At 49.4% G+C, this 26,511-nt stretch carries 22 protein-coding genes; 9 read left to right on the top strand and 13 right to left on the bottom strand.

From position 1 onward, the window contains the following. Positions 1 to 41 precede the first annotated feature (41 nt). The 3 genes from ACN0R8_RS15275 to ACN0R8_RS15285 all read right to left on the bottom strand — a co-directional run bounded on the left by ACN0R8_RS15275 (position 42) and on the right by ACN0R8_RS15285 (position 4,273). The gene (locus tag ACN0R8_RS15275; RefSeq protein ID WP_417598912.1) at positions 42 to 1,001 is read right to left on the bottom strand and encodes a DMT family transporter; all 960 of its coding nucleotides are present in this window, start codon (positions 999 to 1,001) and stop codon (positions 42 to 44) included. Between the two features lie 133 nt (positions 1,002 to 1,134). Beyond that, positions 1,135 to 2,670 carry a Na+/H+ antiporter NhaC family protein gene (locus ACN0R8_RS15280; RefSeq protein ID WP_417598914.1) on the bottom strand — a complete coding sequence of 512 codons (1,536 nt, stop codon included), beginning with the start codon at positions 2,668 to 2,670 and terminating at the stop codon, positions 1,135 to 1,137. Positions 2,671 to 2,989: 319 nt separating this feature from the next. Next, positions 2,990 to 4,273, bottom strand: coding sequence for an NAD(P)/FAD-dependent oxidoreductase (locus ACN0R8_RS15285; protein WP_417598916.1), 1,284 nt, complete (start codon positions 4,271 to 4,273; stop codon positions 2,990 to 2,992). Positions 4,274 to 4,579: 306 nt separating this feature from the next. Between ACN0R8_RS15285 and yeiP the strand changes: the two genes are divergently transcribed. Next, on the top strand, positions 4,580 to 5,146 hold the full coding sequence (yeiP, locus tag ACN0R8_RS15290; RefSeq protein WP_417598918.1) for an elongation factor P-like protein YeiP: 567 nt from the start codon (positions 4,580 to 4,582) through the stop codon (positions 5,144 to 5,146). Positions 5,147 to 5,312: 166 nt separating this feature from the next. Beyond that, positions 5,313 to 5,654 (top strand): DUF6164 family protein, encoded by a 342-nt coding sequence (locus ACN0R8_RS15295; RefSeq protein WP_417598920.1) that lies wholly within the window; start codon positions 5,313 to 5,315, stop codon positions 5,652 to 5,654. 375 nt (positions 5,655 to 6,029) lie between these two features. On the opposite strand, the gene ACN0R8_RS15300 is transcribed toward ACN0R8_RS15295, so the two are convergent. The 4 genes from ACN0R8_RS15300 to speB form a co-directional block, all read right to left on the bottom strand. Beyond that, positions 6,030 to 6,881, bottom strand: coding sequence for a hypothetical protein (locus tag ACN0R8_RS15300; protein WP_417598922.1), 852 nt, complete (start codon positions 6,879 to 6,881; stop codon positions 6,030 to 6,032). 162 nt (positions 6,882 to 7,043) lie between these two features. Continuing rightward, positions 7,044 to 8,039 (bottom strand): transposase, encoded by a 996-nt coding sequence (locus ACN0R8_RS15305; RefSeq protein WP_417598924.1) that lies wholly within the window; start codon positions 8,037 to 8,039, stop codon positions 7,044 to 7,046. A 434-nt stretch (positions 8,040 to 8,473) separates the two neighbouring features. After that, positions 8,474 to 9,979 carry an aldehyde dehydrogenase gene (locus ACN0R8_RS15310; protein WP_417598926.1) on the bottom strand — a complete coding sequence of 502 codons (1,506 nt, stop codon included), beginning with the start codon at positions 9,977 to 9,979 and terminating at the stop codon, positions 8,474 to 8,476. Positions 9,980 to 10,186: 207 nt separating this feature from the next. Beyond that, entirely contained in the window at positions 10,187 to 11,149 is a 963-nt protein-coding gene (gene speB, locus ACN0R8_RS15315; protein WP_417598928.1) for an agmatinase, read from the bottom strand. A 227-nt stretch (positions 11,150 to 11,376) separates the two neighbouring features. On the opposite strand from speB, the gene ACN0R8_RS15320 reads away from it, so the two are divergent. Together ACN0R8_RS15320 and adhP are read left to right on the top strand one after the other, a co-directional pair. After that, positions 11,377 to 12,324 carry a LysR family transcriptional regulator gene (locus ACN0R8_RS15320; protein ID WP_417598930.1) on the top strand — a complete coding sequence of 316 codons (948 nt, stop codon included), beginning with the start codon at positions 11,377 to 11,379 and terminating at the stop codon, positions 12,322 to 12,324. Between the two features lie 168 nt (positions 12,325 to 12,492). Continuing rightward, positions 12,493 to 13,509: an alcohol dehydrogenase AdhP gene (adhP, locus tag ACN0R8_RS15325; protein WP_417598932.1), complete on the top strand. Its 1,017-nt coding sequence runs from the start codon at positions 12,493 to 12,495 to the stop codon at positions 13,507 to 13,509. A gap of 35 nt (positions 13,510 to 13,544) precedes the next feature. Here the strand turns inward: adhP and ACN0R8_RS15330 are convergent, their stop codons facing one another. The 4 genes from ACN0R8_RS15330 to ACN0R8_RS15345 form a co-directional block, all read right to left on the bottom strand. Next, complete coding sequence (locus tag ACN0R8_RS15330) at positions 13,545 to 14,009, bottom strand: hypothetical protein (protein WP_417598934.1); 465 nt, start codon at positions 14,007 to 14,009, stop codon at positions 13,545 to 13,547. A gap of 114 nt (positions 14,010 to 14,123) precedes the next feature. Further along, on the bottom strand, positions 14,124 to 15,026 hold the full coding sequence (locus tag ACN0R8_RS15335) for a DMT family transporter (protein WP_417598936.1): 903 nt from the start codon (positions 15,024 to 15,026) through the stop codon (positions 14,124 to 14,126). Positions 15,027 to 15,170: 144 nt separating this feature from the next. Then, on the bottom strand, positions 15,171 to 17,198 hold the full coding sequence (locus ACN0R8_RS15340; RefSeq protein WP_417598938.1) for an alkaline phosphatase D family protein: 2,028 nt from the start codon (positions 17,196 to 17,198) through the stop codon (positions 15,171 to 15,173). 168 nt (positions 17,199 to 17,366) lie between these two features. Further along, the gene (locus ACN0R8_RS15345) at positions 17,367 to 18,386 is read right to left on the bottom strand and encodes a PLP-dependent cysteine synthase family protein (protein WP_417598940.1); all 1,020 of its coding nucleotides are present in this window, start codon (positions 18,384 to 18,386) and stop codon (positions 17,367 to 17,369) included. 132 nt (positions 18,387 to 18,518) lie between these two features. On the opposite strand from ACN0R8_RS15345, the gene ACN0R8_RS15350 reads away from it, so the two are divergent. Both ACN0R8_RS15350 and ACN0R8_RS15355 read left to right on the top strand, forming a co-directional pair. Further along, positions 18,519 to 18,977 carry an Lrp/AsnC family transcriptional regulator gene (locus ACN0R8_RS15350; protein ID WP_417598942.1) on the top strand — a complete coding sequence of 153 codons (459 nt, stop codon included), beginning with the start codon at positions 18,519 to 18,521 and terminating at the stop codon, positions 18,975 to 18,977. A gap of 170 nt (positions 18,978 to 19,147) precedes the next feature. Further along, positions 19,148 to 20,980 (top strand): EAL domain-containing protein, encoded by a 1,833-nt coding sequence (locus tag ACN0R8_RS15355; protein WP_417598944.1) that lies wholly within the window; start codon positions 19,148 to 19,150, stop codon positions 20,978 to 20,980. A 27-nt stretch (positions 20,981 to 21,007) separates the two neighbouring features. On the opposite strand, the gene ACN0R8_RS15360 is transcribed toward ACN0R8_RS15355, so the two are convergent. Further along, positions 21,008 to 22,180 (bottom strand): GGDEF domain-containing protein, encoded by a 1,173-nt coding sequence (locus ACN0R8_RS15360; RefSeq protein ID WP_417598946.1) that lies wholly within the window; start codon positions 22,178 to 22,180, stop codon positions 21,008 to 21,010. Positions 22,181 to 22,513: 333 nt separating this feature from the next. Here ACN0R8_RS15360 and ACN0R8_RS15365 point away from each other — a divergent pair, with 333 nt between their 5' ends. The 3 genes from ACN0R8_RS15365 to ACN0R8_RS15375 all read left to right on the top strand — a co-directional run bounded on the left by ACN0R8_RS15365 (position 22,514) and on the right by ACN0R8_RS15375 (position 25,836). Continuing rightward, entirely contained in the window at positions 22,514 to 23,524 is a 1,011-nt protein-coding gene (locus ACN0R8_RS15365) for a response regulator (RefSeq protein ID WP_417598948.1), read from the top strand. 23 nt (positions 23,525 to 23,547) lie between these two features. Further along, entirely contained in the window at positions 23,548 to 24,486 is a 939-nt protein-coding gene (locus ACN0R8_RS15370; RefSeq protein WP_417598949.1) for a diguanylate cyclase, read from the top strand. A gap of 87 nt (positions 24,487 to 24,573) precedes the next feature. Then, a complete protein-coding gene (locus ACN0R8_RS15375; RefSeq protein ID WP_417598951.1) occupies positions 24,574 to 25,836 on the top strand; it encodes a D-amino acid dehydrogenase in 1,263 nt (420 codons plus the stop codon). A gap of 26 nt (positions 25,837 to 25,862) precedes the next feature. On the opposite strand, the gene ACN0R8_RS15380 is transcribed toward ACN0R8_RS15375, so the two are convergent. Further along, entirely contained in the window at positions 25,863 to 26,510 is a 648-nt protein-coding gene (locus ACN0R8_RS15380) for a class I SAM-dependent methyltransferase (RefSeq protein WP_417598953.1), read from the bottom strand. Position 26,511 lies beyond the last annotated feature (1 nt).

The raw sequence follows: 26,511 nt of genomic DNA on the forward strand, positions 1-26,511 counted from the left end.
GCGATCTGAGACCACGTCATGTCTCAAAAAATAGCGCCAGCCTAATGCGGTGCTGCGGTCTGATCCAGCGCCTGAATCTCAGGCTGATGGCTCTTATCCCCCAGCTCTGAAATAACCATCGCCGCAACAATACAGGCCGCACCAACACCGCCCATGGCACCAAGGTGCTCACTTAATACCACCCAGGCTGTGATATGAGCGAAAATCGGTTCAAGGGCAAATACCAAAGCAATTTTATGGGAAGGCAACAGTTTCTGACAGGCAGACTGGGCCCAAACGGCATAGGCTGTCCCGAGTATCGAAGCCACCACAACCGAAAAAATCACAACCGGTTTACTGAACAACTCCCAACCCGTAATCGGCGCAGCTCCGGCATAATAAAATATGGGGTGATCACCCATTGCCGCACCAATCACACTGTATAAAGACACGGCAAGCAGCTGGATAATGCTCAGGGTAATCACCGGCATATTTCCCACCCAGTGGCCTGTCAGCACAATATGGGCAGCAAAACCAAAAGCACAGATCAGCACCAGAAGATCGCCTTTGTTATACACATAAGCTGCTCCTCCCATGGTCAGCAAATACAAGCCCAATGTTGCCAGCGAAACCCCCAACCAAACCATCAGACGCACTTTCTGACGAAACAGCAGCAAGCCCAACACAGGCACTAAAGGGACACTTAAGGCCGTAATAAAGCCTGCATTGGATACCGAGGTAAAACGCAGACCTTCCGTTTGTGCGTAAAAACCGATAAACAACATTGCCCCTAATACAGGTGCGGTCAGTAATAGCTTCTTTAGTTGATCCGAGCGCACCTTCTCTTTGCTGAAATACAGCAGAGGTAAAAGAGAAAGGGCAGCAAGTGCGAAGCGGATGGCATTAAAGGTGTGAGTCGGCAGTTCTGCCACGGCTAAATCAATCAGAACAAATTCTGTGCCCCAAATCAGGCTGATCAGAAAGACTAAAATAAATGCCAATCTTGATGAACGTATTATCATTATTTTTTTCCTTAAAGCGGAACCCTGTTAAACCCAAAAGCCCCTGATCCTTTCTCAGATCAGGGGCCTTTGTTCTTAGCTATACGTTTTAACGCAGTCGCAAAAAAGATGGTACAGCGACCGGAGCGCTGCCCTACGCCATCCAGAAGCCCAGCATAATAAAGCCAGCAAAGGCAAAGGCTGCGCCTAACAGAGCATAAGGAATCTGGGTCAGACCATGCTGCATCGGAGTACAACCGGAACCCTGAGCAGAAAGCACCGTGGAATCACTAAAGAAGCAGGCATGACTACCAAAAGCAGAGGCCGACAGTAACGCACCCACCGTCAGCGGCATGGACATATCCATCGCCAGGGCCATAGGAATAACAATCGGCAGAGACACCACAAACACGCCCCAGCTGGAACCTGTGGCAAATACCACCGCAGCCATAGCCGCAAACACCAGCGCCGGAAGCATCTCCTTCGAAAGATAAGGGGTCAGGGTGTCGATGATATAAGGCGTCATACCCAGCTGATCATTGACATCTTTTAGCATAAACCCTGCACAAACCACCGCGATGGGGTGCAGCATCACTTTAAAGCCATCCAGCATGGAGTCCACCAGATCACTGAAGCTCAAAAGACGCTGCCAGAAATAGAGCACCATGGTAAACAGAGAGGCCACCAGCGCGCCCAGCAGCAGGTCGATCTCATAGTAAACACTCGCTGCGATCAGAACCGCCATTGGCAGCAGAAAGTTAATCAGACCCACCACCGGAGACGTCTTGCGTAAGTTGCTGGTATCAAACCCCATCTGCTGACCGCCGTCGGGTATGCACTGCCCCTCTTGCGCTCGTTTTTCTGCGGCTTTCATGGGGCCAAAATCCCCCAGAATGCCGGCAGCAACCAGAAAAACAACAACCAAAGCGATCCAGCCGTAAGCCATAAAAGGGATAGACTCGATATAAAGAGACATCCCCTTACCTTCAGCAACAGCACCGTTTTCTTCTAACAGTGCAGCAAAATAAACGGCCCAGGTGGACACCGGAACCAAAATACAGACCGGGGCTGCAGTGGAGTCCACCAGAAAGGCCAGCTTTTCCCGGGAGATCTTGTAGCGGTCGGTCAGATTCTTCATAGATGCGGACACCGCCAGAGAGTTCAGGTAGTCATCAATAAACACCATCACACCCAAACCACAAGTCGTCAGCATGGTGCCCCGCTTAGTTTGGATTCGCTTGGCAAGCAGCTCACCGAATGAGAGTACGCTGCCGCCGCGCTCCAGCATATTGATCAGGCCACCCATCATGCCGCAAACCAGCACAATCCAAGCGATAGTCTCATCCATCACAACTGCAAGGGAGATATCCCCCAGCCCCGTCACAATACCGGCGGGGTTTAGTAGCAGAAGTCCGGCGATAATGCCGGCAAAAATCGATTCCAGCGGTTTTTTAGTCAGCACCGCTACCACCAGAATCAGCAGAGCAGGCAGCATACTGAAGAAGCCGTAACCTTCACCTTCAGACTGCAGAGTAGAAAGATAAGCAAACCCCGCCATAATCATGCCGTAAAACAGAATCCAGCGGGTGGGGTTCGAGACCATATCCGGTATTACAGCTTTATTCATAGAAGCCGAAGGCTCCTGAGTCATGGGCTCTTTAGCGGGAGACGAATAACTTGAACTGCTCATATGCGTACCTGTTTATATTTTTTATACCCTGCAGGATGAGCGTCCCGCTCTCCTCAGGTGGTGTTTTACTGCCGATCATCAATCTATCAGTTGGTAGCCAACAACAGTGACTAACTGCAACGACAGATCCTGCATCCGGCTTGTTTAACCGCTGGCTTAACCCCTGCCCACGGCAAGTATTATTAGAATGAGGTAAGTAGCACCACGAACAGTCCCGGGAAACTATAGGGTAGGACGGTCAGGTGCACTCTTGCGGGTTGTATTTGAGATAATCCGGGTTTAAAAAACCCGGATATTCTGTGGTCAGTGCAGTGAGGTATCAGATACCCAGTTTATCCCGCACGTTATAGTAGGCGGCACCCATTGCGGTGTAGGGCACACGTAATAAACGGCCGCCGGGAAATGGATACTGCGGCAGGTTTGCCAGAACATCATAACGCTCTGCCTGCCCCTGAATCGCATCTGCCAACACACGGCCCGCCAAGTGAGAACTAGTGACACCATGACCACTGTATCCCTGGGCGTAATAGATATTGCTGCCGATACGACCAAACTGCGGCAAACGCATCAAAGTCAGCAGAAAGTTACCGGTCCATGCGAAATCCACCTTCACGTTTTTCAGCTCCGGGAAAGTCTTCAGCATCTTAGGAACGATCAGAGATTCAATCTTATCCGGCTCGCGGGCACCATAGGTTACGCCACCACCATAGATCAGACGACCATCACCGGACAGGCGATAGTAATCCAGCAGATAGTTACAGTCTTCCACACAGTTGTCTTGTGGCAGCAGAGCTTTCTGCTGCGCTTCAGAGAGTGGTTCTGTGGTGATCACCTGGGTTCCGCACGGCATCGCTTTCTGTTCCAGCTTAGGAATCAGACCGCCCAGATAGGCGTTACCCGCTACAATGACAAAATCTGCAGTTACACAGCCTTTAGCTGTATGCACTTTGGCTTTTTCGCCCTCTTCAACCCTCGTGACGGCAGAGGCTTCATAGATGGTGCCGCCCAGAGATTCAAAGGCTGCGGCCTCTCCCAGCACCAGATTCAGTGGGTGAAAGTGACCGCCGGATTTATCCAGCAGACCACCGGGATAACGACTGGTGCCCACATGACCCTGAATCGAGTTCGCATCCAGCATCTCAAGTTGAGTGTGCCCATGCTGCTCCCAAAGTGCTTTTTTATCTTCCAGCTCTTTCAGCTGCTTACTGTTACAGGCCGCAAAGATGCCACCGTTTTTCAGATCACAATCGATCTTGTATTTTTCCACGAAGCCGCGAATGATCTCGCCACCCTCGAAAGCCATTTTGCCCATCTCGTCACCGGTCTCTTTACCATAGTGACGGGAGATAAAATCCATATCGCGGCTATAACTGTGCACGATCTGACCACCATTGCGGCCAGATGCACCAAAGCCGATACGGCTGGCTTCCAGCACAACAACATTAAAGCCACGTTCAGCTAAATGCAGGGCACTGGAAAGCCCGGTAAAACCTGCGCCAATAACGCAAATATCCGCCGAGACATCACCCTGCAACTCTGGTCGCAGGGACTTATCATTGGCCGAAGCGGCATAGTAAGAAGTAGTATGTGAAGGTACAGTCATATCAGTGACTCCGGCATTCACTCTCAATTAGAGTGGTTGTCTCAAATGGTCGTCTTTTGTCGGGAGGCCACCCTCAAAAGAGCAGCCCCACGGAATCTTATTTATGGGCTAACGATACGCGTAGAGGGCAAGTATCAGATATACCCACCAGGGGGTAATTTTGTGATCACTATATCAGCCGCAGAAATCGATCACCTGGCCAACGGGTCAATCAACCCACCAAACTAAAATACTGCTGACGATATGAGCGCATTTTATAGTAATCTTGCCTGCAACATTGACCCATAGCCTCTGAGGAATGAGAGCATGCCGAAGGCAAGTGAAATCAAAAAAAATGCAGCTGTAGAACTGGACGGGAATGTCTGGATCATCCGGGATATCGAACGCTCTGTGCCCCAGGGCCGCGCCGGTGGCAGCATCTATCGTATGCGCATGTACGATGTGGTAACCGGTGCCAAGCGGGATGAGTCTTTTAAAGATTCCGACATGCTGACACTGGCTGACCTGTTCCGCCGCCCGGCAATGCTGTCTTATATTGATGGTGACGAGTATGTCTTTATGGACAGCGAGGATTACACCTCGTACAACTTACGCAAAGAATCCATCGCAGAAGAATCCGGTTTTATTACCGAAGAGACCCAGGGTATTAACGTACTGCTGGTCAATGACAGCCCCGTTGCCATTGAGCTGCCCACCACGGTAGAGCTTGTTATCGCAGAAACAGACCCGTCAATTAAAGGGCAGTCCGCAACCTCCCGCACTAAACCCGCCACCCTAAGCACAGGACTTGTGGTGCAGGTACCGGAGCATATCTCCGCCGGTGACCGCATTAAGGTGAACGTAGAAGAACGCAAGTTTGGTGGCCGCGCTTAAATCTTAAGCCGTTGCTACAACAAAACGCTCTGATCCCGGAAAATGGATCAGGGCGTTTTGCGTTTCACCGCGACAGAGTGGAACCTTTGGCTTAACAAGGCTAATATCCTGCCTTTTACACTGCCCGACTTACCGGACAGCCTATTTACCATTCAAAGGAAACAACGTGGCCAAACTGCTTTTTAAACTCAACTCCGTGACCGATGAAGAAGCTGACTTTGTACGAGCACGCCTTGATGAAGCAGAGGTCAACTACTACGAGACCACCAAAGGCCGCTTTGGCATTTCGCTGGCAGCAATATGGATTAGAAACGAAGATGACTACCCGGCTGCAAGAGAATTACTGGATGATATTCAGGCAGACTGGCTGGAAGAGGTACGCCAGCATCCTGTACAGACAACCGGCGAGCGTTTTTTAGAACATCCAACCCGTTTTCTCCTGAGCATTGTCGCCATCATCGCGATTGCCAGCCTGACCCTGATTCCGTTTTTGGATGCGTTTAAGTAAGGATTGGATTCAGGGCTTTATTCCTAGAGTTCCTGATTACATTCTTCCACCGGGATTTGCATCCCCTCTCGTGCATACTCCTTTTAACACGTTAATCTACTCCCTCGACTCTACCTGAAAATAGCCTGCGGCGATGTTCATAGAGCTAGCTGGAAAACAGCGCCTTAAGCGTAGGTCAGAGAGCTGGTCTTGGCAGAGTCAAATTATGGGTGTCCTATTTTTTTGCTCAGAGGCAGGAAAATTCAGGAAGAAAATTTGAGACACCCATCATTTCACCAGCGCTTAGAGTGCCGATCAGAGGATTAATTTTGGCGAGGTTAAACTATGAGTGTCTCGGTTTTTTCTAGCAAAAGGCTTGCAGGATGGCAAAGAGGGCTATTGTTGCTGATCGTTCTTTTTCGCCTGGATTTTTTCCATTTTTTCCCGTATATCTTTGTGATACTCATTAAGCTGACGCTGGGTCCAGGTAATCACTTGCGGTTTGTTATGACCAGTGGAGAACGGTTTAAATGAGGCGTTGAATTTCTCAAATTCTTTGGCAATTTTATTCAAAGATGGTTCACCAAGCAAGGTGATGCCTTCAAACTCTCTGAAGCATATAGTGCGATGATTGGTGTATGGATTTCCTTCGGAGTCTGTGTAATTGATTTCTATATGGAATTTCAAGTCATAAACAGCATCATCACCAAACTTATCTATTAAATCTGGGAAAGAAAATTTAGCCACTGATGACGTTCTTTCTTCGCTGGTGCCAAGGCTTTTGATCCCCTCTTTTAGCATCGGATAGCCCAAAAGGGTTTCTTGAACCACGAATTTGTATGCCTCTGCAGAATGATCAGGGCTTAAATCCTCAAAACTTAGATCAACTTCAAAGGCTGTCCCTTTGCCTGTATTAGATACAAAGAAATCGAAAAATATTGGGGCTGCTGGATTATGGTTCAGTGCAAACATGACGTCAGGTTTGATGGCATCTAGTCTCAGCTGATCTATTTGCTTTTGGTTAAGTTCTCTAAGCTTTATCGTTTCTGCAGCAAGATAAAAAGTAAGAATTGCAATTCCTGCTGTTGCTATTGCTGCCAACCATGATGATGCACTGTCCACTGAAAGCTCAGATTTAGATCCATACAAATACCCTAAAAACCAGCCAACAATGAGTAAAATAACAATTGCGGGAATGGATATATACAACAGTTCCCTTGGTTTCGGAGAAATTTTCTTTACATCCATATACAGCTCCTTCCTTCTTGTTTATGAATTATTTAGGACACTCATAATTTTATCATGACTGAACATAATGACATAAGCGCATGCATCTACCGAGAATATCTATATTAGGGACACCCAATAATTTTATGCCATCATATTAACACGCTAAATCCGCTTTCTGACCTACCTGAAAATAGCCTGCAGCTGTTGACCAGATGAGACCCATGCCAATCCTTTATCCCGAGCAAACTGCTGCAGCTTTCTGAACTGTCCTACCGCTCGGCAGCGTGGTATACCTTTGGGTCGCATCGCTTTCAGCCAAGCGTCTGCGTCGATATTCAGCCGTTGCAGAATGGGCGGATGGCCCTCGGGGATAAAGCCGTGCTTATCTTCCCGTTGGCAGCGTCCAGCCCAGTCGACCAACGTCAGATAGTCCGCATAATCAAAAGCGATCACGTGTTCGCTGTCCGCCTGAGCGGCGGATAAGGCTTTCAGTTTGGGTAGGTCGCCATCATCACGGCCTTGAGCCTCTTCCCGAATACGCTGCTGCACCGAGGTGAAATCCGAGTGTTCCGGGCGATCAGTAAGTCCCGCCCGCACCGGATTCAGGTCGACATAGGCCATGCAGGTTAACAGCGCCTGCTCATCAAGCAGGGCCTGACTTTTAAACCGCCCCTCCCAGAATCGACCCGTACAGCCATCCTCTTCATTGGATTTTCGGGCGATATACTCATTCAGGCAGCGCATAAACCAGCTGATATCCATCAGACGCTGCCGCCACTCCTCAATGATTTCGATAGCTTTTTTCCGCTCGGCGTTACTGGTGCACTCGTTTTTCTGATAACGCTCAATCAGAACCGGCGCTTTAAACAGCAGCAACCAACGACGGATCACCTCATCCGCAGACCAAGACTCCGCCTCCGTCTGATTGATATAAAGCACCAGATGATAGTGGTTGGACATAATAGCGTAAGCGCACACATCTACGGCGAACATCTGATCTAGCGTGGTTAAACGATCCAGAATCCATTGGCGGCGGTGTTCGTAGGACTGACCAGAAAAAGTGTCCTCGCCACATAAAAAGGCACGGCGAACACAGCGGGCGATGCAGTGGTAATACGGGGTATCAGCGGTGCTGATCTGCTCATAGCGGGCACGGGTCATGGTGTGATCCTCCATAATTTCACCAGTGCTTTAAGTGTAGGTCAGACGGCTGGTTTTGGCAGGGTCAAATTATGGGTGTCCCAGTTTTTCCGATGCAGTGGTAATACGGGGTATCAGCGGTGCTGATCTGCTCATAGCGGGCACGGGTCATGGTGCGATCCTCCATAATTTCACCAGTGCTTTAAGTGTAGGTCAGACGGCTGGTTTTGGCAGGGTCAAATTATGGGTGTCCCAGTTTTTTCCCAGTTTTTCCGGTTTTTTTAACTGAAGGGGCTTAAACAAAAAAAGCACCCAAAGATGCAAGGGTGCTAAGACCAAAGTGAGCCCACAGGGGTGAGGCACTCTGGCTGTGGCAGAAACAACAAGGGGTTGCTTCTGCCAGATGGTGATCAGGCAGATTGCCCTGATCACGACCAGGATTAAGTAGCGAGAAGGCGATTAAAGTCTGATCAGTCGATATTAATCCAAACGTTTTTGATCTCGGAGTACTTATCCAGCGCATGCAGGGATTTGTCCCGGCCATTACCAGACGCTTTTACACCACCAAACGGAACCGTGGTATCGCCTTCACCCCAGGTGTTCACCCAGACCATGCCGCTGTGAATCTTACGACTGACCCGGTGTGCGCGGGACAGGTTAGACGTCCAGATCGCGGCCCCCAGGCCATACTGAGAGTCGTTGGCCAGTGCGATGGCTTCCTCTTCGGTTTCAAACTCACACACCGCCAGAACAGGGCCGAAGATCTCTTCTTTTACGAAGGTCATGCCGTTATGCGCTTCGGTGACGATGGTGGGCTTGGCATAGAAACCTTCACCTTGCTGATATTCAGGCTCTCCACCCAAAATCACCTGACCACCCTCTTCGGTTGCGGAGCGGATATAACGGCTGACGGTATCCAGCTGTGTCTTATCGACCAGAGGCCCCATACTGGTGTTCGGGTCCAGAGGATCGCCCGGCTGATAACGGGATGCCGCTTCAACCAATGCGGCGATAAACTCGTCTTTGATACTTTTCTGCACATAGATACGGGAGCAGGCGATGCACACTTCCCCTTGGTTGGAGAAGATGGCCGCTGCTGCGCCACCGGCTGCTTTTTTGATGTTATCGCAATCATCAAAAATCAGATTCGGGGATTTACCACCCGCTTCCAGCCAGACGCGTTTCATGTTGGATTCACCAGCGTAACCCAGCAGCATTCCGGCAACACGGGTTGAGCCGGTAAAGGCCAGTACGTGTACATCGTTATGCAGCGCCAACGCTTTACCGGCAGTATGGCCATAACCAGTTACAACGTTGAAGACACCATCCGGGATACCGGCTTCACTTGCTAGCTGCGCCAGACGCAGGGCGCTCAGGCTGGTTTTTTCCGATGGTTTCAATACCACGCTGTTACCGGCTGCCAGCGCCGGTGCGATTTTCCAGCTCACCATCATCAAAGGGTAGTTCCACGGCGTTATCGCGGCGACAACACCCACAGGTTCGCGGCTAATCAGCGCCAGAGAACCCGGCGCTGTCGGGGCGATCTCACCATAAACTTTATCGATACACTCTGCGGTCCACTGAATACAGTCGATGGCATCCGGTACATCAATTGCGGTCATTTCAGAGATGGATTTGCCCATATCCAGCGTGTCCAGAACAGCAAACTCATCTTTGTGCTGTTCAACCAGTGTTGCCAGTTTCAGCAGAACATTTTTACGGTGCTTAGGGGAAGCTTCCGCCCACTCACCGCTGCGGTAAGCGGCTAAACCGTTCGCAACCGCTTTATCAACGTCGGCCTGATCGCAGCTGGCCACATCGGTCAGGTGCTCTTCGGTGGCCGGGTTGATACTGGCAAAGGTCTCGCCACTTTCGGCATCGCAAAACTGCCCATTGATATAGGCCTGACCATGCAAGGTCAAAGATTTACTGAGTTCAAACCACTCATCACGGGTTACAGGTGTTTTAACGGTCATTGTCTACCTCAGCTGAATTCGGTGCAGATCATACAGATCCGATAACTACTTGCCTGTCAGTGTAGGAAGGACTCGGGCAGCTCGGCTATACCTCTCAGGATATAGAGGCATTTTCCGCTTAAGGCAGGTGTCTCTATCGGCTTCCAGTATGCCTGACAGAAAAGGCCAGCACCTGCTGGCCTTTCTGCATATCAGGCAATCCGGTTATCAGCTTTTGGCGGCTTTCTGCTGCTTGTTTGCCGCCAGCACGTAGAGATATTCCAATGCCAGAGTCGCTCCAGCCAGCGCGGTAATCTCCGCATGATCATAGGCTGGAGCAACTTCCACCAGATCCATTCCGATCAAGTCAATGCCCTGCAAACCACGCACAATTTTCAAAGCACAGTCGATACTGATACCTGCGGCTACCGGTGTTCCTGTACCCGGTGCAAATGCAGGATCAATACCGTCGATATCAAAACTCAGATAGGTAGGCTTATCCCCCACCCGCTGACGGATTTTTTCCAATACGGCATGGGGGCCATTGTCACCAACCCAGGCGGCATCCAGTACTTCAAACGGATGACCTTCATAGGTGTAGGCGGTACGGATACCAATCTGAATGGAGTGCTCGGTATCGATTAAGCCTTCTTCTACCGCCCGATGAAAGATGGTGCCGTGATCATACTCGCTGCCACCGGAATAGGTATCCGTGTGAGCATCCACATGGATCAAGGCCATCGGGCCATACTTTTTCGCATAAGCTCGCAGTACCGGCAAAGAAATAAAATGGTCACCGCCAAAGGTCAGTGCCGTTTTATCGGCGTTCAGTATAGTGCCGATATGCGCCTCCAGACCGTCAACCATAGTCTGTGGCTCACCATGTTTAAACCGCACGTTGCCACTGTCTGTGACCGACAGGTGATCATCCAGGGCAAACTGCCAGGGCCAGCGGGCACCTTCCCATATAAGATTCGCAGATGCCTGACGGATCGCCTGGGGCCCCATGCGAGAACCGGGTCGACCTGATGTTGCCAAATCAAATGGCACGCCACTAACAACAACATCTGCCAGAGAGGCCTGAATATCCCGCACCAGAGGGAACTGCATAAACGTCATGCCCAGTTCACCGTACAGTGGCAGATCCGCATTGGCGACACTTCCGGTATGAAGGGGTGCAGTGGCTGACATGGTTAACGCTCCTGAAACTTATTACTTGGATTTATGGGCTCAGCCCCGACTGACATCTGTACAGGTGGGATCAATTCAGCTGCCCTTGTGCTTTTTGTAAAGATTAGGCTTGCATGAATCATTAGTGAAACGCATAGTTACAATATTGGTATGCATGAAATTAATATAACCTGATCTCTCCCGAAAAAGAGCTGTTACGAGTAGCACCTGATTATGAGCACCGCCGAATGAAATCATTGCGTCAATTCGACCTGAACCTGCTGGTTCTGCTTGAAGCCTTGCTGACCGAATGCCATGTCAGCCGTGCCGCTGAAAGAGTTTTTCTCAGTCAATCCGCCATGAGTCATGCCCTGAACCGACTACGGGAACAGCTGGATGACCCTTTACTGATCCGCACGGAAAATGGTCTGCAGCCAACCCCCAGAGCGCAAGAGTTACTGCCGGAGGTTCGCAATGCCCTGCGCCAGATTGAGCGCACCCTGGCCCCCCCTGAAAGCTTCGATCCCGCCAGTAGTCAACGGGACTTTGTGATCGCTTGTACGGACTATTTTGAAGCGGCTGTTTTTCCACAGATGATGAGTTATTTTCAGGTTATAGCCCCCAATATCACGATAGAAGCCCGCATGATTATCGACGATGCCTTTCTATCCGACCTGGAAACAGGGGTCGTTGATCTGGTGATAGGAATGGATATTTGCAAACCTATACCGAGCCATCTTGAGGCTCAACGCTGGATTACAGAACAACAGATTTGCCTATTAGCCGATAACAATGAGCCCCACTTAAAACAGCTAAGTTTAGAGGACTATATTCAGCGACCCCATATCGTGTTTTCTGACCTGGTAGGCAGTAATGCCAACGCTATCGATCATTGGTTAGCAGAAAAAGAGCTTAGCCGTCGCGCCATTGCTCGCACCGTAAACTATATGGCCGCAGCCAAGATCGTTGCCCAAAGCCAAGCGATTATGACCCTACCCTACCAGATGGGATTGCTGTTCAGTGAGATGTTGCCAGTACGCTTAGTACAGCCTCCAGAAGGGCTGCCCTGCGTGCAAATGACCCAGATTTATCATCCGTTATATGCGAAAGAACCGGGGCGAATCTGGTTGCAACAACAGGTGCAGCACTTCGGCGACCAACTACTGAGCGGCGGTAAAGATTCAGGCCAAGACTGAACCAGCAGCGTAAGCTTACGGCTTATCATCAAAGATTAGACTCAACCCACATGTATCAGGCCCCCTCTCTGGATATGACAGGCATGGACTTGACCGCTATCAATGCAACAACAGCCACGAAGAGAATAATGGGCGTTATCTGCTAGACAACCCCAGGGGGAACACACTATGAAAGCAGCTGTCGTCAATGAGTTTAAAGGCTCGCTAGAGATCAAAGATATTCCTCGGCCGGAGATCAAGGCAAAAGATGTCCTCGTGAAGATTCATGCCTGTGGTGTTTGCCATACGGATCTTCATGCCTGCCATGGAGACTGGCCGGTTAAACCTAAAATGCCACTGGTTCCGGGACATGAAGGTGTAGGAGAAATTGTTGAAGTTGGCAGCGAAATTCATCACCTGAGTGTTGGTGACCGGGTGGGCATACCTTGGCTATATAGCGCTTGCGGTCACTGCGACTATTGCCTGGAAGGAAAAGAAACACTCTGCCTGGATCAGCAGAATGCGGGATACTCTGTAGATGGCAGCTATGCTGAATACTGTTTGGCCGATGGTGAGTATGTTGTCAAAGTCCCGGATGGATTAAGCTATGTGGATGCTGCACCACTTTTTTGTGCTGGCGTAACAACCTATAAAGCGCTCAAGGTTACTGAAGTTAAACCCGGTGAGTGGGTTGCTATTATCGGTGTCGGTGGCCTCGGCCACTTAGCGGTGCAATATGCAGTTGCTATGGGAATGAATGTTATCGCGGTTGACACCGGAGCTGAAAAGCTGGAGCTGGCGCAAAAACTGGGGGCAAAACACTGCATTGATTTTATGCAGGACACACCTTCGGCAAAGATTATTGAGCTGACCGGTGGTGGTGCCCACGGTGTTGTCTGCACCGCTGTCTCTCAACCAGCTTTTAAAGAAGCTTACCGCGCCATTCGCCGTGGCGGGTCTTGTGTTCTGGTTGGGCTACCTCCAGAGGAGATGCCCATTCCAATTTTTGATACCGTGCTCAACGGAGTGAAGGTGATAGGCTCTATTGTTGGTACCCGTAAAGACCTTAAAGAGTGCCTGCAGTTTGCCGCTGAAGGTAAAGTAAAAGCGATCACCGAGGTTAAGCAACTGGAAGATATCAACGATATCTTCGCTGAGATGGAAAAAGGTGAAATTACCGGCCGTATCGTGATGGATATGAGCTAAAACACTACACATCTGAGGCCGGAAACCATCTGGCCTCAGATGCCTGCACTCTCTCCTAACCAACTGGCACGGCAACGAAGAAAATCTGCCAGGGGGTAATCCCAATCCTGCTGATGTTTATCCTGCCAATAGCAAAGCTTTAACTGTAATCCAACCGCATCAGGCTGATGACCGGCGTTCAGACTATTACGCTGATCATCCAATAGCAGCAACAAGGCATCATGCTGAGCTTTATGGGCCTTGTACTGATCAAACTCTGTGGTCAGCATAAAGCGCTCTTCCTGCTCAAAGTGCTCTTTAGCTTCCTGATAGATCTGCTCCAACAAACAGGAAAAGGCTGCCTTGTCCACCAAAGGTAAAGCGCCCAAAAGCGCAGTAAATTTATGATGCGCTCTGTCCATAGCGGCATGCTCGTAGTACTGCAGTCGCATTCCCGGCGCAATTTCAGACGCATTCAATGTTCTCAGAACCGTTTTTGCAGTATTTTCAGAGGATTTCATAGTAACCGCCACATTATAAAGGAGTTCATCAGGCCAAACCGGCAGGACGCTTATCCTCGTTTTTTATGAGGTTTAAAACAATGCGGTTTGTCAAAACTCCGTTAATCAGGCGGATTACGGGGCTAAACAGGCCTCTGATTTAGGCGATGGCCGACTGGACAAAAGCGCCTGAGCAACACCAGAGAACATAATCAATCCGCAGCCGGACAGCTGGAGAGGATTCAGGCTTTGGCCAAACAACAACCAACCCAAAGCCACCACAGTGATAGGCTCCAGATAAGCTAAAGTACCAAAAGTTGAAGCCGGTAATGCCCTCAGGGCAACAACAGCCAGCACAATTGCCATAAAGCCGGGAACAATTCCTGCCAGTACCAACCAACCCCACTGGGGCAACGAAATCACATCGCCCTGCAATAACATCAGCGGTAACATACAAAGTGCACCGGCAAACATCTGATAGCCACTTCGGGTCAATACATGGACCCGCGCTTCAATCAGGCGGTTCGTCAGAATAAAGGCTGCGTAGCAAGCCATTGCACAAAGTCCATAGAACAGACCCAGCGCCTCATCAGCACGACCTTCCAGGGAAAGATTAAACTCCATCATCATGGCAAAACCGAACAGGGCCAGCAGAATCAGACCAATTGAAGCGGTAGATAGACGCTCGCCCATAAAAAAATGCGCCACGACAGATGCCGCTACCGGTGCCAGGTAGATCAGCATAATGGCATTTGCCATGGAGGTGTACTGCATTGAGAGTATGTAGAAGACCACAAAACCTGCCAAAAAGGCTCCGGTCAGCAGCACCTTTACACCGGGCCAAACTATGAGTTTCTCCTTCTGGCGGGTGACCAGCAGAAACAGCGCCATTAGCAAGGCACCAAAAAATAGGCGGTAAAAGGTGACAGCCTCAGCACTGACCCCAGCATAATGAGAGATGGTGCCAATTGTACCCATAAAAAACGCAGACAGCGCTGCGGCAATCAGAAAGCGCCCGGAGGATAAATCAGAAGACATTGTTTGCACCTGAATATCAGACATTGGAAATAAAAAAACCGGAGCCTTTCCAGCTCCGGTTGATACTACTGCATTCGGCTCTTTTACATCATATTCATGGTCTTTTCCAGAAAATATAACGGAATCAAAACAAAACCCCAGTGATTACTCCCATCTGGCCTCGTCTTCCTGTAGCTTAAAACTAACATCCCGGCCATCAGCACACAGTTGCACAACTCTGACCGGTGCGCCCTCAGCATTTAGCTCCACCAGTCCAACACCGGCCCCATTCGCAAGACGCTCACCGGGATCAGCGGTTTGAGGCTTTCTGGGAATCACCCGCATTTTACGTCGCTTAGTAAACCAGTTCAGCGGGGATTTTGGTGAATAGAGCCAGCGATTAAAACGATCAAAGAAGGTCAGCAGTTTCGCGGGGAACTCATTCTTGTAACCGCTACTGGTAATTTGCCAGATATCCGGCCCGCGCTCCCGGCCCCGCAGCTCAATATCATAAACAAAAGAGTAGTGGACATCCCCGGAGAGAATCACAAAATTTTTCGGCGTTTTGGGATGCCGGAACAGATTCATCAGTGCATAGGCGGCCCCCTGATGAGCCATCCAGTTCTCTGCATCCACCATCAGAGGCTTACCAAACCAGGTGAAAATACGCTGTATAACCTCAATCAGCTTAACGCCAAATACAGGAGCCGGGGACACCATGACCACAGCATCATGACCGATCAGCCGCTGCTGCAGATCCGTCAGAGCCTCCCAGTCCATCAGACCGGATGGCAGGTCAAGGGAACGCTCTGAGCGCCAGCGATGGGTTCGGGTATCCAGTACCAATAGAACAGGCTGGGTATCCCATTGATAATGCCAGTCAGGAAAACGGATCAACTCATCAATCAACTGCTGATGGTCATGGCCACCGGGAGAACTCAATGTCCGCGCGGCCAGCTGCATCAGTTCATCCGGCAACTGCTCCGGGGCATTCCCCCAGCCCTGGCAAAGCAGATAACCAGCCAACGCATTACCGATAATACGGCGGGAAAAGCCATGTCCGTATGCCGTTTGTTCCCATGCGGCAGTTAGATTCCAGTCATCGGTAATATCGTGGTCATCAAAAATCATCGCCACCGGCAGGTGAGCCATCAAACGCCGGACTTTCCCTAAGCCACTGACAAAATGTTCCACTTCACGGCTTTCACATGAATAGGTATCAGCCTGGTCAGGGGATAGTGTTTGCGGCAGCTCACTAACATCGGGAACCGACAGATTCTGCCAGCCCGCCGGGGACCAGACCAACAGATACATCGATAGCACTTCCGCCAGAGAGATCAGATGATTATGGGCGTTATCTGATGTAAATACGGGCTTGCGTGCACCACCAAATACCAGATCCGTCACTGCCTGCCCGCCTTCAGTATCCGGTAAAAGAGCTTCCCGCTGATAATAATAGGGATTACTTCCATGAAGCCGCCCGGAAGAGTTGACATCGGAACAGGGTAACGCCTCTTCCGCAAAGCCTAGCTGAGCAATAAACCGATGAATTGAAGCCAAAAAGGGAGCGGCAACATCATCAGCATAGATCTGGTCGCCACTCATAATCAGAAGTGCAGGCCAGTCCTCCGGATTGCTGGCTGCCAGCTCATCATCCGCCCGCCAGAGACCATCACCGCTTTCATGGTGAGGCTTGCGGCAGGAGCCATGTAATAGCTTACTCAGTTGGCTTTTCAGAACAAAACCCGGTGTATCCTGCCCCGGATACACAAGATCCGGCGCCCAGTGCCGCCAGCTGATAAATGCATCATCGGTTAAGGATTCTAATGCCTGGTCAATGGCTTTCAGGGGGGCAAAACTTAGCTCATATCCTACCCAGCAATCTTTGGGTAGCGGGGTGCCGGGAGTGATCTCTACCAACTGAAACCAGAGATGATCAGCGCCCTGAATTTGCTGGCAACCTGTACGCCACTGCTCCGGATTGATGTGCTGCACTTCACCCTGTCCATAAGACAGCGTTAAACGACCCGCCACAGGCTGAGATGTCGCCAGCCAGAAGCTCAGCTTTGATGGTGTACACCGACGCAAAATAGGCCCCGCGAGCACCAAAGGCAATATCTGCCCCTCTGTATGCGACGGTGACTCAGGATGAACAGTTACTGTCGCGCTCAGGTTTTGCTCGCTTCCGGTCATGCGGAAAAAACTCCTTTCATATTCAGATAAGCCCTACAGGCCGTTATAACGTTAACCTGTCAGATAACCGATTGCGATTAAAGTTGCCGAAACCTTATACCCTAAGCATGGCTTCCCTTCCTATGGCAGCATTAATATGCCACAAAGAATGTACACACTAAAAACAGCTTACACACCAATATTTTCTGCCACCCATTCCGGGTTGTAATAGGTATCTGGGTACCGCTCGCCACTGTCGCACATTAGGGTCACTACAGACCCCTCTTCACCCCGTTCAACCATCTTTCGGGCAAGCTGAAGGGCTCCCCAAAGATTCGTTCCCGTCGACGGCCCCGCTTTACGGCCGGTTCGGTCGTATAACCAGTGCATGGTCGCAACGCTGGCAAGATCCGGCACTTTTAACATGTTATCAATCACCCCAGGCTGGAATGACTCTTCGACCAGAGGTCGGCCAATACCTTCAATACGGCTATTATGTTCAGAGGTTAGCCCCCGGTCCCCTTGCTGGTAAGCAGCAAAAAAAACCGAGTACTCCGGGTCCACTACGGTGAGCTGAGTATCCAGCCCTTTATACCGGATATAACGACCAATCGTAGCTGATGTTCCCCCAGTACCCGCACTCATCACAATATGACGGGGCACAGGAAAGCGCTCATAGGCCATCTGATGAAAAATACTCTCTGCAATATTATTGCTTCCCCGCCAGTCTGTAGCCCGCTCGGCATTGGCAAATTGGTCCATAAAATACCCCTTCAGCTTCCCGGCTAATGCTACGGCAGCACGGTGCATCTCAGTGGCGGACTCAACAAAGTGACACTGACCGCCATAGTGCTCAATTAACTCAATTTTGCATTTTGCTGTTTTAGCTGGCATAACCGCAATAAACGGCACCCCAATCATTCGGGCAAAATAAGCCTCAGAAACCGCAGTGCTCCCGGAAGATGCTTCAATAACCGGTGTATTTTCATGAATCTTACCGTTACATAAGGCATACAGAAATAGAGAACGCGCCAGCCGATGCTTAAGGCTTCCTGTAGGGTGGGTGCTTTCATCTTTCAGGTAAATATCAACACGGTCAAACTGACCCTCTTCAAAATCAGAAAGGTCTAACTTGATCAGGTGGGTATCCGCAGACCGTTGATAGTCCGCATGAATTTTTGCTATAGATTGGTTCGCCCAGACTCGCATCACATTTTCCTGTTTTAGTCATCGATGAAAGTCGATTATAAAAACAAGCCCAAAGAAAAATTTTGCTATATGCTGAGATAAAACGATGCACCAGAGAAAATTTTTCTATACAGACTACTTTTAAAGAAAAACATGGATAAAACGGACAAAACAATCTTAAACATCCTTCAGCAGGATAGCACTGTCGCGATACAGTCTATTGCGGATACCGTAAATCTCTCGGTTACCCCATGCTGGAAGAGGATCAAACGGCTGGAAGAAAAGGGCATTATCCAAAGGCGGGTAGCCTTGGTAGACCGGCATAAAGTTGATCTTGGTGTTTCTGTTTTTGTGCACCTGAAGACCCAGCGTCATGATGAAGACTGGCTGATGGCCTTTGCGGATAAGATACGTCAGTTTGATGAAGTTATGGAGTGTTATCGTATGGCAGGAGAATGGGACTACCTGCTGCGGGTCGTTGCCAGAGATATTACGGCATTTGACCACTTCTACAAGAAACTGATTTCACAGGTAGAAGGGCTAAGTGATGTCAGTTCAAGCTTTGCCATGGAAGAGGTCAAATACAGTACCCAGTTACCTTTAAACCCATAAACGGTGACGCTATAAAGCATGCTTTCTGGTTACGTTGAAGCTGAACACGCTTCACTTAAGTGGTAAAAATATGCTATTTCTGTAAGGCCTTCTAATGAATTTCGATAGCTTACCGATAAGGTATACAACGAAACCGGGCTATAGATACCCCAATATCTGAGGTGTTGAAAATGTCAGATCTTCAGCAAAGCTTCCCAAATATCACCCGTACTTACGGTGAAGAGGAACGACTCAAAGAGTTATCCGAGCTCGAAATAATAGAGTCAGAACCTGAAGCTCAGTACGATCAACTGGTTATGCTAATGAGCCTGACATTCTCAGTCCCAATCGCTGGCATCTCATTTATTGACCAAAACAGGCAGTGGTTTAAATCCGAAGTCGGGCTTAATCAAAAAGAGTTCTCCCTGGAAGACAGTTTTTGCAATGAGGCTAATCTGAAGGAAGACTTTCTGGTTATTCCCGACACCCATCAACATCCCGACTTTAAAAAACACTCCCTAGTTATTTCAGACCCAAAAGTACGCTTTTATGCCAGTGTTCCTATCAGAAGCCCTGCGGGGACACCGATAGGTTGCTGTTGCATCATGGATACAGCCCCACGGCAGCCTGATAAAAACGAGATCAGGCAACTGACACTCTTCGCCCACCTGGCAGAAGCGCAGATTCAACTACACGCTGAAACCCTCTGCTTAAAGAAGCAAGCCGTGAATACGGCTTATTATGACGCACTCACAGGGCTACCCAATCACAGTTTATTTATTGATCGCCTGGATCAGGCCTTGATGAGTATCTCGGATAGCAGCCAGATCAGTGTCTGTGTCGTTCATCTGTGTCGTTTTGACGAGCTGAATCATGCCCGAGGTAAGGAGTGGGCCGATAAGGTGATGTTCTATACCGCAATCAGGCTCCGGGGTAGCTTACCAATATCAAACACTGTCGCCCGTCTTGAAGGGGCTAAGCTTGCAGTCTTCAGTGTCAGCAAAGGACAGGCGCAGGATAACCGCAACAGCCACAAAAAACTGGCTAAACGTATCCTGGAGCTCTGTGAACAGGAGATAAGAGTTGAGGGTGCAGTGTTGCACGTCCCAGTCAAACTGGGAGTTAGCCACTACCCTGGCACAGGATCAACACCTGACGCCTTACTGGAACAGGCTAAGTCCAGTAGTAAACGGGGAAAAACCATCAACTATTTTTCCAAGGAGCTCTCCAGTGAATCAAACCGCCGCTTCGAGGTTGAACAGCACCTGCAGCAAGCTCTGAACGAGAACCGCTTTCATGTGGAGTATCAGCCTATTGTTGATATTCAAAGCGGTAAGCTGCGTAGTCTGGAAGCGCTTCTGCGCCTGAATGTCGATGACGGCCCGATATCACCGGGGGAGTTTATACCTGTTGCCGAAGATACCGGCCTGATTTTACCCGTAGGTGAATGGGTACTAAGAACGGTTTGTCGGCAGATTGGCACCTGGCGCTCCCACATGAGAGACAATCCTATGCCGGTAGCCGTAAACCTAGCCAGTGAACAGATGGGCCTGAAGAATCTGAGTAGCCTGGTGTTGTCAGCTATCTATGATAACGACCTGAGGCACTCTCAGTTACAACTGGAAGTGACCGAAACCAGCCTTATGAAAAATATCGACCGTGCGATACAGAATATGGAAGAGATTCTGCGTCACGGTGTACATTTCTCGCTTGATGATTTTGGTACAGGATACTCATCGCTGAGCTATTTGCAGCGATTGCCGGTCACTAAAGTCAAACTGGATCGGGCGTTTATTCAGAATATTGATACCAATAAACATGACCGTATTCTGGCAAAGAACATTATTAATCTGTGCCATGAGCTGAATAAAATAACCGTGGCTGAAGGTATTGAAACCCAGTCTCAGCTTGATACTTTGCGGGAGTTAGGTTGCGACTTAGGTCAGGGTTACTTTTTTAGCCGTCCCTTAACCACTGAAGCGATCAATGAGCGCATAATCAGCAGTCAACTCATTTTTCCCTGATGGAAAGAAAAACAGGACATAAAATAGCTATTCTGCCAACAGCTTACGCTCTCCTTCCACTTTAATAATCTGGTCACGGCCAATTTTTTTAGCCTGATAAAGAGCTTCATCGATGTAAAGAATGGAAGTCTGAACATCAACAAGAACTTCGCCCAGGCCGGCGCTGGCTGTCAGGTGAATGGTATGATTGCCATACTGAACAGGTGTTTCACGACAGGTATCCAAAACACGCTGAATAACCTGTTCTGCCTCATCAGGACGCGTCTCAGGCAGTGCAATAATGAACTCTTCACCGCCATAACGGCCGATAATATCCGTCGCTCGCAGCACATCCTTCAGCTGCCTGGAGAACGTAAGCAGAACTTTGTCTCCTGCCTGGTGACCATAAGTATCATTAATGATCTTAAAGTGATCCAGATCCAGCAAAGCCATGGTTAGGGTTCGGTTATAGCGCTCAGAACGACTAAGCTCTGATTCAGCCAGTGACATAAAAGCCCGACGGGTTAGAAGTCCCGTCAGACCATCTGTGGTTGCCTGTTTAAATAATTTAAGCTGCATATGTAACTGTGAAAGCTGAGCCCAGATCGCAATACTCATAATGACCGCCAACAGCCAAAGATTATTCAACGAAGCAAGCGTAAACATTTGTCGTTGAATCAACTCATCTAGAGAGAGCGTAAAAATAGTGACCAGAGCTAACAAACTCCCTTCCCTGAGCGTTAGCGGAAAGACACAGTGGATCGTAATAATCAAAAATGGCAAAAACGTGTAGGAAGCCAGCCGGGCATCCGACAAATGTTCCCCTAGGATAAATTGCGCCGACAGGTGGAACAGCGCTGGGATCACCATCAACATAAACAGTCGGATCCGAGCATGCCTTAGAGAGAAAACATAGGAAGCTTTAACCCAGAGCGCCAGCAATGAAAGCGAAAAAAGCAAGCGGGCCGCGGCCATTATGCCGAAGCTGCCTTCCGGCAGAATAAAGTAATCAACAGGAATCCAGAGGGGAGTCAATATTGAGAACAGCAACGCCAGGGCACGAACGCGGGTATTGATGTACTCAGCCCTGACAAGGTTAAAATCTGCAGGGTGCTTACGGCTACCGACAAGCTCATAACCCCGTACCTGTTCAAACATATAGCGCAGGCGATGCGGCAACGTCATAGAACCGACATCGGTCAGAATGGATTTTTCACGCATTAGTATGTTCGACCTAAAGTTATCAAAGAGCTATATTCAAAAAAAACGAATAAAAACAATGTGTTTTAAACCTACTATACTCTTATTTTTATTGAGAGTTATCACCCGGCAACCAGAAAACTAAAACCGCTACTTTTTGTGACGCACCACACTATTTTTCAGCACACGATTAACGGTATGGTTTTTTTTCTGTTAAGGTCTATTGTTAGATACAGAAAGAATGTATCACTTCGTAATTATAACAGAAAAAGCCAAAGACCTTATTCAGGCTGAGTCTAACTATAAAAAAACCTTAAGGTTTAACACAACAGCTAAAAAGGATCGATGCAGCGGATGACTACCCCCATCGTCATATGTGATGATTCTAGCTTTGCACGTAAGCAGATGGCTCGTGCCTTACCCGGAAGCTGGGATATTGAAATCAGCTTCGCCAATCATGGTGGAGAAGCGATTGAATTAATTAAGGCCGGTAAAGCTGATATCTTATTTCTTGATCTCAACATGCCGGTAATGGATGGTTACGCCGTTCTGGAGGCCATTCGCACTGAAGATCTGCCGACCATGGTTCTTGTCGTATCCGGCGACATCCAGCCCGAAGCCTATAAACGTGTCAAAGATCTGGGCGCCCTCGACTTTATCAAAAAACCAGCCACGACAGAGAAAATCACTGAGATTCTCCTTTCATACGGTATTATTAGCGCCTCTCAGCCCCAGACTGAAACAGAACTGGCCCGCTTTGACGAAGAGGTTGCCCTAACAGATCTGATCCAGGAAGTGGTTAATGTCTCTATGGGACAGGCAGGCAGTCTGCTGGCTGGCCTGCTCAACACTTTTATCCATTTACCTGTCCCCAAGATACACATAAAGCCTTATAACGAACTGAAAGAAGTTTTGGCCTCCAAGGATGCCGTATCTTTATCTGGTGTATCCCAGGGCTTTAATGGTTCCGGCATAGCTGGCGAAGCTATCCTACTCGTTGGGGATGAGAGCTTCCCCCATATGTCCCGTCTGATGCAATACGATCAAATGCCATCAGGCCAGTCCGATGTAGCCTCTAACAATGACCTCGAAGTGCTCATGGATCTGTCAGGCATCCTGACCGGAGCCTGCCTGAAAGGTATCGCTGAGCAGCTGGATGTAGAGTTCAGTTATAGCCACCCCGTAATTTTAGGTCAGAAAAAGAGGCTTCCTCCACTACTGGGTTCCCCTGACCAACAGCAAAAAGTACTGGCAATTGAAATTGATTATGGCATCCCTGACCACCAGGTCGAGTGCGATCTAATTCTGGTGCTGACAGAGGATTCTTTGCCAGTTTTGACAGAGCGAGCGGGGTACCTGAAGTGAGCAATGATACACAAGATCTAGATATGCCACGCCTGCACTGGCTGATGCAGATGCTGCAAACGGTTGATGTCGGCTTAGTTGTTGTCGACAGAGCCTTTGATATCCAGCTATGGAACGGCTTTATGGAGAACCATAGCGGTGTCCGCACATCTCAGGCCCGGGGCAATAATATTTTCAGCCTGTTCCCAGAGTTACCGGATCAATGGCTGACCCGCAAGATAGAGTCCGTGTTTACCCTGGACAGCCGGGCGTATTCGACCTGGGAACAGCGACCACACCTGTTCAAATTTAAAAGCTATCGCCCATTGACCGGCAAATCAGAACAGATGTATCAGAACATCACCATTATTCCTTTAACAGGTATGGACAAACGTGTGACCCATGCCTGTATTCTGGTTTACGATGTAACGGATATCGCGACCAGCAAAATTGAGCTGGAAAAGGCAAACCAGGAGCTGGCGCGGCTCAGTCGGACTGATCGCCTGACAGGTCTTAATAATCGGGGGCACTGGGAAGAGCGTCTCAGCCAGGAGTTTAGCCGCTTCAAACGCAGTCAGACGCTTTCTTCTCTGGTTATGTTTGATATCGACCACTTTAAGCAAGTGAATGATACCTTCGGCCATCAGGCTGGGGATGAGGTTATAAAGCGGGTTGCCAGTACTCTGCTGAGTCTTCAGCGGGAAACGGATATTTCCGGCCGCTATGGCGGGGAAGAGTTCGGCGTTATCCTGCCGGAAACAAACGCCGAGCAGGCTTCTATAATGTCTGAGCGGCTACGGGCCAAACTTGAAGCAGCCGTGGTTGAATACGAAGGACAACATATCAGCTTTACGGTAAGCCTGGGGGTCTGCGAGATAACATCAGATATGACAGAGTACAGCCAATGGCTTGAACGGGCTGACCAGGCACTCTATCGCTCCAAACGGAACGGCAGAAATCAGACAACGGTTCACTCAACCTGACCGGCAAAGATTCAGGAAAACGGCCCTCTTTACAAAAGAAAGCATCTACACTGATAAAGAACCTCGTTTCTGACAAGGAGAGCCCCTATGTATGACAGCATTGTATTGGGCAGTGGTGTTATTGGCGTAAACACAGCGTACTGGCTGGCCAAAGCGGGTCACAAGGTTCTGGTTATTGATCGTCAGCCAATACCGGGCAATGAAACCTCTTATGCTAACGGCGGCCAGATTGCCGTTAGCCACGCTGACCCCTGGGCCAAACCCTCTGCCCCCCTTTCTGTCATAAGAGATCTGATTCGGGATGATGCTCCTCTCCTCTTCCGGCCAGGAATGGACATCCGACAGTGGCGCTGGTTGCTAAGCTGGTTTGGGCAATGCACCCCCGGGCGGTGGCGCACAAATCTATTGGAAGCCATGCGCCTATCAGCTTATTCCCAGGAACTGACCCGCCAGGTTCAAAATGAGCACCAGTTAAAATACCAACAGATACGCAAAGGCGTACTCCACCTCTACAGAACGGATAAATCACTAAACAGTGCGAAGCAAAGCATTGAACAAATGCAAAGTTTTGGGCTGAACCGAAAAATCATTACCCCGGAAGAAGCCCTCACCCAAGAGCCGGCCCTAAGGTTTAGTGATGAAAAAATTGTTGGCGCAACCTATACCGAGACAGATGAGTCCGGTGATGCACGTGAGTATTGCCAGCAATTAGCAGATGTCTGCCGGGAGATGGGAGTCACCTTCGCCATGAAGACTCATATCATGCAGTTAATTCGTGAAGGCCGCCGTGTTCATGTCAGAGTCAATGGTGAGCTGGGCAACCGCCACCTAACCGCAAATCACCTGATTGTCTGTATGGGGCCTTGGTCAGCCAGACTTCTGAAACCAGTGAACGTTTGGCCCAATATCTACCCGGTTAAGGGATACTCTATTTCTGTACCTTTAGAACATCCGGAAAAAGCACCGACGGTGAGTCTGACCGATGAAACCAACAAGCTGGTATTCAGTCGGCTGGGAGATGAACTGAGGGTCGCCGGTACCGGTGAACTGGGTGGCTATTCCCGTGAGCTTAATGTCAAACGCTGCGATCGTATTCTGGAACAGGCGAGAAGACTTTTCCCGGAAGCCGGTGGCTTTGACCAGGCTCGCTTCTGGACAGGGTTAAGGCCGGCAACACCCTCTGGGCTACCTTGTATCCGTAAAACCCGTTTTGACAATTTATGGATCAACAGCGGCCATAATATTGGCTGGACAATGGGCTGCGGCTCAGGAAAATACCTGGCAGACTTAATCAGCAACGGAACCGCAACTGAGTTTGACCATTACGAACTACCTGGCCATATCCTTTGATTCATCCGGAAAAACAAGTCAGACACTCAGACTGAGCGATAAAAACGAATTGAGGAAAACTCATATGGCTCCCCCATTTCCGGCACAGTATTCGCGTTAAATGTATCCGCCAGCTGGTAAGAGGAATGGCTGAAATTCCTTACACGGGAATCAGCCACCCACACCTCCGGTGCAAAACGAAAAAAGATGTCAAGCCAGGGCAGGTTCTCCCGATCATAAAGCACATCGGCAGCAATCAGGAGATCTGCTTCCATTTCAGGAAGAGCTAACAAATCCTCAGCAACCTGAAACGACACCTTATTCAGGCATGCATTCTCCTTACAGGCCAGCTGGGAGATGGGGTCAATATCACAGGCAATCACCTCCGCCCCCACCATCGCGGCAGCAACAGCAACAACACCGGAGCCAGCTCCAAAGTCGATAACCCGTTTCCCAGTGACCTCTTCAGGATTTTCTAGGATAAAGCGTGCCAGCGCCAAACCACTCCCCCAGCAAAAACCCCAATATGGAGTATGCTCAAGAATAGCTATAATCTCATCGGACGAAAATGCCCGGTCAATGGGTTCGGGATCTACCAGCCAAAGCCTTATTTTATTGATACCCGGCAGAGTCACTTCTTTAACCCTGGCGGAAGGTAACATCTGCGCTAGCGCCTGATTCAACAACAGTGACATC

Source organism: Oceanospirillum sp. (assembly GCF_048265165.1).
Classification (GTDB): domain Bacteria; phylum Pseudomonadota; class Gammaproteobacteria; order Pseudomonadales; family Halomonadaceae; genus Oceanospirillum.